The sequence below is a fragment of the Streptococcus mitis genome (genome assembly GCF_000722705.1).
Taxonomy (GTDB): Bacteria; Bacillota; Bacilli; order Lactobacillales; family Streptococcaceae; genus Streptococcus; species Streptococcus mitis_P.
Map to the genome: position 1 here is coordinate 36,224 of NZ_JPFW01000006.1, position 13,663 is coordinate 49,886.

7 protein-coding genes are annotated in these 13,663 nt (G+C 40.8%); all 7 read left to right on the forward strand.

Translation table 11 applies throughout. From position 1 onward, the window contains the following. Positions 1-62: 62 nt before the first annotated feature. The 7 genes from SK642_RS02475 (at position 63) to SK642_RS11125 (ending at position 13,457) form a co-directional block, all read left to right on the forward strand. Positions 63-1,094: a 3-deoxy-7-phosphoheptulonate synthase gene (locus SK642_RS02475; protein ID WP_033683219.1), complete on the forward strand. Its 1,032-nt coding sequence runs from the start codon at positions 63-65 to the stop codon at positions 1,092-1,094. 1 nt (position 1,095) lies between these two features. Beyond that, on the forward strand, positions 1,096-2,127 hold the full coding sequence (locus tag SK642_RS02480) for a 3-deoxy-7-phosphoheptulonate synthase (protein WP_033683220.1): 1,032 nt from the start codon (positions 1,096-1,098) through the stop codon (positions 2,125-2,127). 44 nt (positions 2,128-2,171) lie between these two features. After that, positions 2,172-2,534: a holo-ACP synthase gene (gene acpS / locus SK642_RS02485; RefSeq protein WP_033683221.1), complete on the forward strand. Its 363-nt coding sequence runs from the start codon at positions 2,172-2,174 to the stop codon at positions 2,532-2,534. Beyond that, positions 2,524-3,627: an alanine racemase gene (gene alr, locus SK642_RS02490; RefSeq protein ID WP_033683222.1), complete on the forward strand. Its 1,104-nt coding sequence runs from the start codon at positions 2,524-2,526 to the stop codon at positions 3,625-3,627. The genes acpS and alr overlap by 11 nt, the downstream gene beginning before the upstream one ends. After that, positions 3,618-5,660: an ATP-dependent DNA helicase RecG gene (gene recG, locus SK642_RS02495; protein ID WP_350353755.1), complete on the forward strand. Its 2,043-nt coding sequence runs from the start codon at positions 3,618-3,620 to the stop codon at positions 5,658-5,660. The genes alr and recG overlap by 10 nt, the downstream gene beginning before the upstream one ends. Positions 5,661-6,087: 427 nt before the next feature. Next, on the forward strand, positions 6,088-7,068 hold the full coding sequence (locus tag SK642_RS02500) for an acetylxylan esterase (RefSeq protein ID WP_033683224.1): 981 nt from the start codon (positions 6,088-6,090) through the stop codon (positions 7,066-7,068). A gap of 503 nt (positions 7,069-7,571) precedes the next feature. Beyond that, positions 7,572-13,457, forward strand: coding sequence for an SIALI-17 repeat-containing surface protein (locus SK642_RS11125; protein ID WP_080708909.1), 5,886 nt, complete (start codon positions 7,572-7,574; stop codon positions 13,455-13,457). Positions 13,458-13,663 lie beyond the last annotated feature (206 nt).

The window sequence follows — 13,663 nt, forward strand, 5'->3', positions numbered from 1 at the left end:
CGGATACCTTGTGAAAAGTAAATTTTTACTTGGTATCCGTTTGCTTTATAAGGAGATGAGTTATGGTATTTACAGCAAAAAGTCCTAAAATTAATATTGAAGAAGTTCGTGCCTTATCAAAATTGGAAGGCCAAGCTTTGGAGAGAAAATCACAGCGCGATCAAGAGCTAGAAGCCATTATACGTGGAGAAGACCAACGGATTCTCTTGGTAATCGGGCCATGCTCATCTGACAATGAAGAAGCTGTTCTTGAGTACGCTAAGCGTTTGGCAGTTTTGCAAGAAGAAGTGGCAGACCGTATCTTTATGGTCATGCGTGTTTACACTGCAAAACCTCGTACTAACGGAGATGGCTATAAGGGCTTGATTCACCAGCCTAATGCGGCAGAAGCCCCTAGCCTCATCAACGGAATCAAAGCCGTGCGCCATCTTCACTATCGTGTCATCACAGAAACAGGCATGACGACAGCTGACGAAATGCTTTATCCTGAAAATCTTCCGCTTGTAGATGATTTGATTTCTTACATGGCGGTTGGTGCCCGTTCAGTTGAAGACCAGCAACATCGCTTTGTGGCAAGTGGGGCAGATTTTGCGACTGGTTTTAAAAATCCGACCTCTGGAAATCTCAATGTCATGTTTAATGGGATTTATGCTGCTCAAAACAAACAGAGTTTCCTTTTCCTAGGAAAAGAAGTGGAGACAACTGGGAACCCGCTTTCGCATGCCATTCTTCGTGGAGCGACCAATGAGTATGGTAAGAATATTCCTAACTACTACTATGATAATTTGATGGACACCATTGCCCAGTATGAGAAGATGGGCTTGGAAAATCCCTTTATCATCGTGGATACCAATCATGACAACTCTGGTAAGCAATATATGGATCAGATTCGAATTGTCCGCCAGACCTTGATTAACCGTGATTGGAATGAAAAAATCAAGCAGTACGTTCGTGGCTTTATGATTGAGTCTTATCTAGAAGACGGCCGTCAGAACGAACCGGAAGTATTTGGCAAGTCTATCACAGACCCTTGCCTTGGCTGGGAAAATACGGAAGCTCTTGTCAGAGAAATCTACCAAACGCTAGGAGAATAAGATGGCATTTATTGAAAAAGGTCAAGAAATCGATATTGAAGCAATCAAGGCAGAAACCCAATTGTCTGCGGAAGCCCTGCGACTAAAGGAGCGTCGTGATAGAGAATTGGCAGACATTATTTCAGGAGAAGATGATAGAATTCTTTTGGTGATTGGTCCTTGCTCTTCTGATAATGAAGAAGCTGTCTTGGAATATGCCCGCCGTTTATCTGCCTTGCAAAAGAAGGTGGCGGACAAGATTTTCATGGTTATGCGTGTTTATACTGCCAAACCTCGTACCAATGGAGACGGCTATAAAGGCTTGGTACATCAACCAGATATTTCTAAGGCTCCAAGTCTGATTAATGGCTTGCAGGCTGTGCGCCAGTTGCACTACCGCGTGATTACAGAGACTGGTTTGACAACGGCGGATGAGATGCTTTATCCGTCAAATCTGGTCTTGGTAGATGATTTGGTCAGCTACCATGCTGTGGGAGCTCGTTCTGTGGAAGACCAAGAGCACCGCTTTGTGGCCTCAGGAATTGATTCACCAGTCGGGATGAAAAATCCAACCTCTGGAAATTTGGGTGTCATGTTTAATGGCATCTATGCCGCCCAAAACAAACAGACCTTCCTTTTCCATGGCCAAGAAGTTGAGACTTCAGGTAATCCTTTGGCCCACGTTATCCTCCGTGGAGCAGTCAATGAATATGGGAAAAATGAGCCTAACTTTTACTATGAAACCCTGCTAAATGCCATTGAACGTTATGAGACAATGGGACTTGAAAATCCTTTTATCCTCATTGACACCAACCATGATAACTCAGGCAAGCAATATATGGAGCAGATTCGAATTGTTCGCCAGACCTTGCAAAATCGTGATTGGAATGAGAAAATCAAAAAGACGGTTCGAGGCTTTATGATTGAATCCTACCTAGCAGATGGTCGTCAAAACCAACCAGAGGTCTTTGGTTGCTCTATTACCGATCCTTGCCTAGGTTGGGAAAATACAGAGGCTTTGGTAGAAGAGATTTATGCTACTTTGACAAAATAAGTGAAAAGGATGGAGTTGGGGAATCTCAACTCCTTTTGATGAGAATGATAGTTGGACACGGAATTGATATCGAGGAATTGGCTTCGATAGAAAGCGCAGTTACACGACATGAAGGTTTTGCCAAGCGCGTGCTGACCGCTAAGGAAATGGAACGGTTTACCAGTCTTAAAGGGCGCAGGCAAATAGAATATTTGGCTGGTCGCTGGTCGGCTAAAGAAGCCTTTTCCAAGGCTATGGGAACGGGCATTGGCAAGCTCGGTTTTCAGGATTTAGAAGTCTTGAACAATGAACGCGGGGCGCCTTATTTTAGTCGATCACCATTTTCAGGAAAGATTTGGCTGTCTATCAGCCACACAAATCAGTTTGTGACAGCCAGTGTCATTTTGGAGGAAAATCATGAAAGCTAGTCCACATAGACCAACCAAGGCTCTGATTCATCTGGGAGCTATTCGACAAAATATTCAGCAAATGGGGGCTCATATCCCTCAAGGAACGCTCAAGTGGGCTGTGGTCAAGGCCAATGCTTACGGGCATGGGGCAGTAGCTGTTGCCAAGGCAATCCAAGAAGATGTAGACGGCTTTTGCGTTTCCAATATTGATGAAGCCATTGAACTCAGACAAGCTGGACTCAGGAAGAAAATCCTTATTTTAGGAGTTTCTGACATCGAAGCAGTTGCTCTAGCTAAAGAATACGACATCACCATGACAGTGGCTGGACTGGAGTGGATTCAAGCACTCTTATCTAGGGAGGAAGACCTAGCAGGTTTAACAGTTCACCTCAAGATTGACTCAGGAATGGGACGGATTGGTTTTAGAGAGGCCGCTGAGGCTAAGCAGGCTAAAGACTTGCTCAAGCAAAAGGGTGCGTTTGTTGAAGGAATCTTTACCCACTTTGCTACTGCAGACGAGGAATCAGATGACTACTTTAATGCCCAGTTAGAACGGTTTAAAACTATTTTGGCCAGTATGAAAGGTCTTCCAGAGCTGGTTCATGCTAGCAATTCGGCAACGACTCTTTGGCACGCAGAGACTATTTTTAACGCGGTTCGTATGGGAGACGCTATGTATGGTCTTAATCCAAGTGGAGAGGTCTTGGACTTGCCTTATGACTTGACTCCAGCCTTGACCTTGGAATCTGCTCTGGTCCATGTCAAGACGGTTCCAGCTGGAGCTTGTATGGGGTATGGAGCAACTTATCAAGCGGATAGCGAGCAAGTCATCGCGACCGTGCCAATCGGCTATGCGGATGGTTGGACACGAGATATGCAAAATTTTGCTGTCTTGGTAGATGGGCAATCTTGCCCAATAGTCGGGCGAGTTTCCATGGATCAAATTACTATTCGATTGCCTAAGCCTTACCCACTCGGAACCAAGGTGACCTTAATTGGCTCCAATGGGGGCAAGGAAATCACAGCTACTCAGGTAGCTGCCTACCGTGGGACTATTAACTACGAGGTGGTTTGTCTTCTCAGCGACCGTATTCCGAGAGAATATTATTAAAAAGAAAGGAGTGGAGCATGAATCTACATCAACCCTTGCATGTCTTACCTGGTGTGGGACCAAAGTCAGCAGAAAAATACGCCAAACTAGGAATTGAAAATTTGCAAGACCTCTTGCTCTACTTTCCTTTCCGATATGAAGACTTCAAAACCAAGCAAGTGCTGGAACTGGAAGACGGGGAGAAGGCAGTCCTATCTGGTCAAGTCGTGACTCCTGCCAGTGTTCAGTATTATGGTTTCAAGCGCAATCGTCTGCGCTTTAGTCTCAAGCAGGGAGAAGTCGTTTTTGCAGTGAACTTCTTTAACCAACCCTATCTAGCAGACAAGATAGAGTTGGGAGCAACTCTTGCTGTCTTTGGAAAATGGGATCGGGCTAAGGCTAGCCTGACTGGGATGAAGGTCCTAGCTCAGGTGGAAGATGACCTCCAACCTGTCTATCGATTGGCTCAGGGAATCAGTCAGGCAAGTCTGGTCAAGATTATTAAGACAGCATTTGATCAGGGACTGGACCTCTTGATAGAGGAAAATCTTCCCCAGTCCTTGCTGGACAAATACAAACTCATGTCCCGTTGTCATGCAGTCCGAGCTATGCATTTCCCCAAGGATTTGGCGGAATACAAGCAGGCTCTTCGCCGTATCAAGTTTGAGGAACTCTTTTATTTCCAGATGCAATTGCAGACGATCAAGTCTGAAAATAGAGTTCAGGGAAGCGGCTTGGTTCTGAATTGGTCTCAGGAAAAGGTGACAGCAGCTAAAGCAAGTCTTCCTTTTGCTCTGACCCCAGCTCAAGAAAAGAGTTTGCAGGAAATTTTGACCGACATGAAGTCCGACTACCACATGAATCGTCTCTTACAAGGAGATGTGGGGAGCGGAAAAACGGTAGTCGCTGGCTTGGCTATGTTTGCGGCAGTGACGGCTGGTTACCAAGCAGCCCTCATGGTGCCAACAGAGATCCTTGCAGAGCAACACTTTGAGAGTCTACAGAACCTTTTTCCAGACTTGAAACTGGCTCTCTTGACAGGTTCCTTGAAAGCTGCAGAAAAGAGAGAAGTCTTGGAGACTATTGCTAAGGGTGAGGCTGATTTGATTATCGGAACTCACGCTCTGATTCAGGATGGGGTGGATTATGCTCGTCTTGGCTTGATTATCATTGATGAGCAGCACCGATTTGGTGTAGGGCAAAGGCGGATTTTACGGGAAAAGGGCGACAACCCAGATGTCCTCATGATGACGGCGACTCCCATTCCACGGACGCTGGCTATCACAGCTTTTGGAGATATGGATGTTTCCATTATCGACCAGATGCCTGCGGGTCGGAAACCCATTGTGACACGTTGGATCAAGCATGAGCAACTACCTCAGGTTTTGACTTGGTTAGAGGGGGAAATCCAAAAAGGTTCTCAAGCCTATGTTATCTCTCCTTTGATTGAAGAATCAGAAGCTCTGGATTTGAAAAATGCCATTGCCTTATCAGAGGAATTGACGGCTCATTTTGCTGGTAAGGCAGAGGTGGCTCTTCTACATGGTAAGATGAAGAGTGATGAAAAAGACCAGATTATGCAGGAGTTCAAAGAGCGAAAAACGGATATTCTAGTTTCGACAACGGTTATCGAGGTTGGGGTTAATGTTCCCAATGCGACCGTCATGATTATCATGGATGCCGATCGCTTCGGTCTCAGCCAGCTTCACCAGCTCAGGGGTCGTGTCGGTCGGGGAGATAAGCAATCCTATGCTGTTCTCGTTGCCAATCCCAAGACGGATTCTGGGAAAGACCGCATGCGTATCATGACAGAAACCACCAATGGATTTGTCCTTGCGGAGGAAGATTTGAAAATGCGGGGTTCAGGTGAGATTTTTGGAACCAGACAGTCAGGACTGCCAGAGTTTCAAGTGGCTGATATTATCGAAGATTTTCCGATTTTAGAAGAAGCCAGAAAGGTTGCCAGCTACATTAGTTCTATAGAAGGCTGGCAAGAGGATCCGGAGTGGCGGATGATCGCCCTTCATTTGGAAAAGAAAGAACATCTAGATTAATACTCTTCAAAAATCAAATTCAAACCACGTCAACGTCGCCTTGTCGTACTCAAGTACAGCCTGCGGCTAGTTTCCTAGTTTGCTCTTTGATTTTCATTGAGTATAAGCTTTCTCTAAGAAAAACTTAAGCTAGCTTTCAGGTTTGGCCCTTATACTAGAGTCATCAAAAAGAAACGAGGACTCTCACATGACAGTAACGATTAAAGTAAATTACCAAACCACATTCCAAAAGAAAGAAGCAAAAAATTAAGATTGAATAGAAGGAAGAAAGAGCGAAATGCTCTTTTTTTATTTTTAAAACTACTTTCAGTTCATCATCCCAAAAATAAAGAATCTAAAACTACTTTCTATTTGCTTTTCTTTCTTGCGTTGATTTCTTATATGTGCTAGAGTTGTGATAGCGATTACAAAACAAAAGGAGCATGCAATGAAAAATCCAGCTTTGTTAGAAGAAATTAAGACTTATAAAGGCAGGGACGAGGTTCCACAAGACTTTGATATTTTCTGGGATGAGGAAGTGAAAAAAGTTTCCACGCTTCCAGCCTACCAGTTGGAGGAAAGAGATTTCCATATTCCCCAAGTCAAGTGCTTTGAGCTCACTTTTGAAGGAACCAATGAAGGTAAGGTCTATGCACGCGTCGTTCTTCCTAAGAGTGAGAGTAAAGTCCCAATAATTTTCCATTTCCATGGTTATATGGGACGTGGCTGGGACTGGGCAGATATGCTGGCCTATACTGTAGCTGGTTACGGTGTTGTTTCCATGGATGTGCGGGGCCAATCAGGTTATTCACAGGACGGTTTGCGTTCTCCTCTAGGAAATACGGTGAAGGGGCATATTATCCGTGGTGCTGTGGAAGGCCGTGACCAGCTCTTTTATAAGGATGTCTATCTGGATATTTACCAGTTGGTTGAAATCATTGCTAGCCTGCCTGAGGTGGATGAGAAGTGTCTTTCTAGCTATGGTGCTTCGCAAGGAGGGGCTTTGGCCCTAGTTGCAGCAGCACTCAATCCTCGGATTCAGAAAACAGTTGCCATCTATCCCTTCTTGTCAGACTTCAGAAGAGTGCTTGAGATTGGTAATACTAGCGAGGCTTACGACGAACTTTTCCGTTATTTCAAGTTTCATGATCCCTTCCATGAAACTGAGGAGGACATCATGGCGACCCTTGCCTATATCGATGTGAAAAATCTTGCCCATCGTATCAAGGGTGAGGTCAAGATGATTACGGGCTTGGATGACGATGTTTGCTATCCTATTACCCAGTTTGCGATTTACAATCGTCTGACCTGCGATAAGGCCTATCGTATCATGCCTGAGTATGCTCACGAAGCCATGAATGTTTTTGTCAATGACCAAGTTTACAACTGGCTCTGTGGTAGTGAGATTCCTTTTAAGTATGTAAAATAATGAATGAGAGAGCCCAGTAGCTCTCTTTTTATAATTTTAATATCTGGAAAGAACAAGTTTTCAGTTGATATTGGGTGTATAAAATAGGATGATTGATAATAGATCGGTATAAGAAAGAAGTGAGGAATAGGTTTTCACTTCTTTACAAAATATTGTTTAATTTATGAATAGAATAGTTGAAAAAGGAAGTGATGATTATTTAACTTAAATGTTTTCTTAAGCAACAAGATACAATGGAATAATATATATAAACATGATGAACATAGTAAGTTATTAGTTTTTCTATAATTCAATAAATAAAAAATAAGATATATTATTGAAAGCGATTACAGATTGTGTTATACTGTAGGAGCAAGTTTGAAACTTAAAGAAATAATATATATTTAAAACAGATTATATATTATGAGTCGTGTAGTAGGAAGGAGGATGAAGCTGCAGGACTCATTAAGTTATTTTGAATTCAAATGCACAAATTAACTTTTAAAGTTAAAGTGAGGTAATATATGTTTGTATGTTTAAAAGGTTTAGGAAAATTCCGTAAATCCAAAGCTTATGGTTTGGTTGGTTGCTTGATATTATCCGCAGTGCTTGGCTTAGCTGCACCAGAGTTACCAGTTATTGGTGGTGGAGTTGCTTATGCTGATGTCATTCAGGGCGGTAACGATATAAAAGATGTGGGAGTTCATAGTGATGTTGCTAATGGTGTAGCAATGACCTATACCACCTATGACAGTGGAAATAGTGGTCAACAAACGGCATCAGGTAGTGGAGTTTTTGTTGCACCAAATGTGATGGTGACTGTTGCTCATAATTACTACGATAAAAAAACTGAAGATGGCTCTGCGGTTTTACGTGGCGGCGATTCTGCTAAAAGTTATGTCGTGATGAATTCAGATACGGAGAAAGTAAATAAAGTTCCTACGTCAGGTAGTACTGAAGCTGTAGATAAAGGTGCTATTCATGCTTATAATGAAAAGGATTTTGGAAAGTCTTACGGTAATGACTTGGCAGTTGTTGTAACTAATAAAACTGTCGAAGCTATGACCAATGGAGAGGATTCACCAAGAGAGCTAAGTAAGACTGAGGTAGCCAAAGGTGATTCGATTCGAATGGTTGGCTATCCTAATGACTTCACAACCTCTAATCTAAGTGAAGAAAATAGAAATCGACTAAAAGATGGAAAACCTTATGAAGTGGAAGGGAAAGTAAGTACTCTTAATAAAGAAAATGGTGCTGTTACTTACCATACGTCTGCTTTAGGTGGTTTTTCAGGTGCTCCTTTATTTAATGATAAAGGAGAAGTGGTTGGTATCCATCAACACGGAACAAATACTGCTAGTGAAGTAGAAGCCAATCGTATCGGTGGTGGTACTATCTTTACGGAAAAACATAAAGAGTGGATTCGTTCGATGGTGGATAGATATGCAATCACGGGCTGGTACCTAGATGGAACGACTCGTTACTATTATGACGAAAATCATAAAGCTCTAAAAAGTGTTGAAAAAGAAATTGATGGAGCGCGCTATCGTTTCAATGATAGAGGTCAAGCAACCTTATTAAGTGGAGTTGAAAAAGGTCGAGTTCTTCTTCGTCTGGAAGATGTGAAGGGCAATCGCTTGATTGCAGACAAGGTGGTGCAAACAGGAGAAGTTGACTCACCAATCGTATTCAATTTACGACAAGATGCAGACTTTAATCGAGTAGTAGGTGATTCTCCGAATGCTAAGATAGTGTCTTATAATAATCTTCCTATCAACAAGTTAGTTACGGATACTAGTTGGTCTGGTGATTATGTAAGTAAAGTAGCTCTAGGAAATACAGTTATTAAAGCTGTGTTAGATTCAGTATCTTCAAAAACTGATTTTGCTCGTACGGAGGTTGGGAAAGTTGATTTAAGTGGAACTGCAAACTTACCAAAACCAAGTGAAATAGTAAAAAATGCACCAAATGGTGAACAAAATTTCCAAGCAACTACGCATATCTTAACACCTGATGGGACAGGTTCAGCAACCCTAATTGCTCCTAATTTGTTATTAACTGTGGCACATAACTTTTTAACAGTTAATGGCTCTAAGGTTGTTACAAAGTCAGGGAAAGAGAATACAGTTTATAAGGCTACGTTACCAAGTGGAACTTCTATCAATTTTTCTGATGAAGAGATTGCTTATTGGAACAAAGCAGAGTCTGTTTTTGGCTTTAAAAATGACTTAGCTCTCGTTCGATTAAAAGAAGCAGTAAAAGGAGTAACTCCTGTAGAAGTCGTGAAGCAATCTGCAAAAGTTGCCGAAGGAAATACAGTTTCGGTTTATGGTTTCCCAGATAACAAGCTAAGTCCAGTTTTAGATAGTAAAGTAATAGGAACTACTGACTTTGGTTCTGGTATAGAGGGAATCAGCTATGGAGGTACGAAACCTGGAGCATCTGGTGGTGGACTATACAATGATAAAGGTGTCTTAATTGGCGTTCATCAAAATGGGGTTATTGATAATCGTAGTGGTGGTTTAGTTTTATCAAAAGAACAATTAGATTGGGTTCGTTCCTATATTGAAGGTCAACCCAAAGAGCCAGTTTATGTGAAAGATAAAGAAATAGCATCACCTAAACAAGATTTGGATAAGGAACTAGCTGAAAAATTAGCTTCAGCAACTGACAATGGAGTTGAAATTAACAAAGAAAGCTTGAAAAAAGAGACACCAACTGACCAAGGAGGAAATCCTGAAAATATTCCAGCAGAGCCCAATGTAGAAAAAGGAGAAAAAACAGAGAATCTCCCAGAAGAAGCTGAAAGTGCAGATAATGTTGTACTTCCTCCACGTGATTACTTTGCCAGAGACTTGAAGAATGTTAAAACTGTATTTGAAAAAGAAGATCTTGCTACGAATGCTGGAAATGGGCAAAGAGTTGATTTGTCAGAAGCCTTAGATAAGTTGAAACATCTTCAAAATGCGACTATTCATATGGAGTTTAAACCAGATGCCAACGCTCCGCAATTCTATAATCTCTTCTCTGTATCAAGTGATAAGAATAGAGACGAATATTTCAGTATGTCTGTTAATAAAGGTACTGCAATGGTAGAAGCTCGCGGAGCTGATGGAAGTCACTTTTATGGAAGTTTCTCAGATGCACCACTTAAAGTAAAACCTGGAAAATGGAATTCTGTTACTTTCACAGTGGAAAGACCGAAAGCAGATCAACCCAATGGGCAAGTTCGTCTATATGTAAATGGTGTATTGTCTAGAACGAATACGAAATCTGGTCGTTTTATTAAAGATATGCCAGATGTTAATAAGATTCAGATTGGTGCTACTAGAAGAGCGAACCAAACAATGTGGGGATCAAATCTTCAGGTTCGTAATCTGACCGTATATGATCGTGCTTTAACTCCTGAAGAAGTAGGAAAACGCAGTCAATTATTTAAAGTAGCAGATTTAGAAGAGAAATTACCAGAAAGTGCAAAAATCACAGAGAAGAAGGAAGTTTTTGTAAGTGGTGTAAATGGTGGATTGAACAAGGATGGGATTAATACTTACCGAATCCCAGCCTTGCTGAAAACGGATAAAGGAACATTAATTGGCGGAGCTGATGAAAGACGTTTACAATTCTCTGACTGGGGAGATATTGGTATGGTAGTTCGTCGAAGTCAGGATGGAGGAGTGACATGGGGAGATAGAATAACAATTTCTAACCTTCGTGATAATCCAGAGGCCAGAGATAAAACTGCTCCGTCACCCTTAAATATTGATATGGTATTAGTTCAAGATCCAGAAACTAAGAGAATCTTTTCAGTTTATGATATGTTCCCTGAAGGAAAAGCAGTATTCGGTATGCCTGCCAAACCTGAAAAAGCATACGAGCGTATAGGGGATAAAACTTATCAAATTTTATATAAAACAGGCGAAAAAGGACATTATACCATTCGTGAAAATGGTGAGGTTTATAATTCTAAAAATCAAAAAACAGATTATCATGTTGTCGTAAATCCTAAACAACGAGGATATAGCGACAAAGGTGATCTGTATAAAGGGAAAAATTTAATTGGTAATGTTTACTTTGCACAGAGTACTAAAAATCCGTTTAGAGTAGCTAATACTAGCTATTTGTGGATGTCTTATAGTGATGATGATGGGCAGACTTGGTCTGCACCAAGAGATATCACACAAGGTATTCGTCAAGATTGGATGAAATTCCTTGGAACAGGTCCTGGAACGGGTATTGTATTACGCACAGGTGAGCACAAGGGGCGGATATTAGTGCCTGCTTACACTACAAACAATATTTCGCATTTAGGTGGCTCCCAATCTTCTCGTTTGATTTACTCAGATGATCATGGAGTAACTTGGCATGCTGGAGAGGCACCGAATGATAATCGACCTGTAGAAAACAAGATTATTCATTCATCTAACATGAATAATGGTGGTGCGCAAAATACAGAATCAACTGTCCTCCAATTAAATAACGGCGATGTTAAACTCTTCATGCGTGGTTTAACTGGAGATCTTCAGGTGGCTACTAGTAAAGATGGTGGAGTTACTTGGGAGAAAACAATCAAACGTTATCCAGAAGTAAAAGATGCCTATGTGCAAATGTCAGCTATTCATACGATGCATGATGGAAAAGAGTATATTCTTCTTAGCAATGCTGCTGGACCAGGGCGCGAACGAAAAGATGGCTTAGTTCATTTGGCACGTGTTGAGAAGAATGGCGAGCTAACTTGGATAAAACATCATTTAATTCAAGGTGGAGAATTTGCATATAATTCATTACAAGACTTGGGTAACGGAGAATACGGAATTTTATATGAACATAGCGAGAATAGTCAAAATCGCTACACCCTTTCTTATAAGAAATTTAATTGGGACTTCTTGAGTAAAGATAGAATTTCTTCTAAAGAGGTAAAAGTTAAACAAGCTGCCGATATGGGTGAAGGTATAATGAGTTTAGAGTTTGATTCAGAAGTATTAGTCAATCAAGCACCTACTTTAAGTTTGGCTAATGGAAAAACAATTGAATTTATGACTCAATTAGACAATAAAACTCTTTTATTTGCAGTAAATAAAAAAGATATTGGTCAAGAAATAACTGGTATAGTTGGTGGTAGTATAGAAAGTATGCATGATTTACCAGTAAACTTAAGAAACTCAGGAGTTCCTGGTGGGATAAACGCAGCAGAAGCAGCAGTAAATGACTTGGACGATTATACTGGAGCTATAGGAACAGCAGGAGAAGAAATAGCTACCACAGAATCTCTTTTAGACTATTCAGGAGGAGTAAGTTCAGACCCAGTCGTAACCCCAGAGGTAGACGAATACAGCGGAGGAGTAAACGCAGCAGAAGCAGCGATAAATGAATTAGACGATTATACTGGAGCTATAGGAACAGCAGGAGAAGAAATCGTTACCGCAGAATCTCTTTTAGATTATTCAGGAGGAGTAAGTTCAGACCCAGTCGTAAGCCCAGAGGTAGATAAATACAGTGGAGGAGTAAACGCAGTAGAAGCAGCGGTAAATGAATCAGACGATTATACTGGAGCTATAGGAACAGCAGGAGAAGAAATCGCTACCGCAGAATCTCTTTTAGACTATTCAGGAGGAGTAAGTTCAGACCCAGTCGTAACCCCAGAGGTAGATGAATACAGTGGAGGAGTAAACGCAGTAGAAGCAGCGGTGAATGAATTAGAAGATTATACAGGACTATTCGCAACATCAGAAGAAACTTCAATAGTGAAATCTACTGAGAAAGAAGTAAGTAATAAGGAAAGTAAGAAAGAAGAAAAAACTAATCAAGTAATCCCAGTTCTTGCTCGTTCACAACGTATTTTCAAAAATGAAGCAGGAAGTGTTCACATTCAAGCTTCAGAAGAAGTTTTGAGAAATGTTAAAGCTGTTCAAATAGAAGAAGTGAAAGTTAGTAGTTTAAGCTCATTAAACTATAAAGCATTTGATATCAAGTTGAAGAATGCAGATGGCCAATCGGTTCAACCTAAAGGAAAAGTTCTTATTACTTTTACTACCGATCAGTCTGTTGAACATGTTTATTATGTAGATCCAGAAGGAAATCTACATCCTCTTGAATTCACACAAAAAAATGGAAAGGTTATTTTTGAAACCAATCACTTTAGTATTTATGCTATGACTTTCCGACTCTCTATCGACAATTTAGCACTCGATAATCCTACAAAAGCTAAAAAAGAGGAGGAATTATCACTATCACCTAAATTGTTATCTACAAATGGAAACTCAGGATCCAACCAATCGGAGAATAAAGTAAGTAATAATGAGCAGTCAATGTTACCAAAAACAGGTGAGTCTGCTTCATCACTAACAATCTTATTTGGTTTTGTAGGAATGTTCCTTGGAGCAATGATTTCTTATAAACGAAAAGACAGTTAATTTGTCTACAGTTGTTCGTTGAACTTTTAGGTTCATATAAAATAAACCAGTCTAGAATCCTAAAAATTAGCTAGGATTTTAGGCTGGTTTTTAGTGATGAATTGATAAAGATACACTTATTTTGATGTGATTATTTTGTAATAAGCTTTTTTGAGCCATTAGTTACACTAATGATATTAAAGTATAAATTAATACTAATATATTTA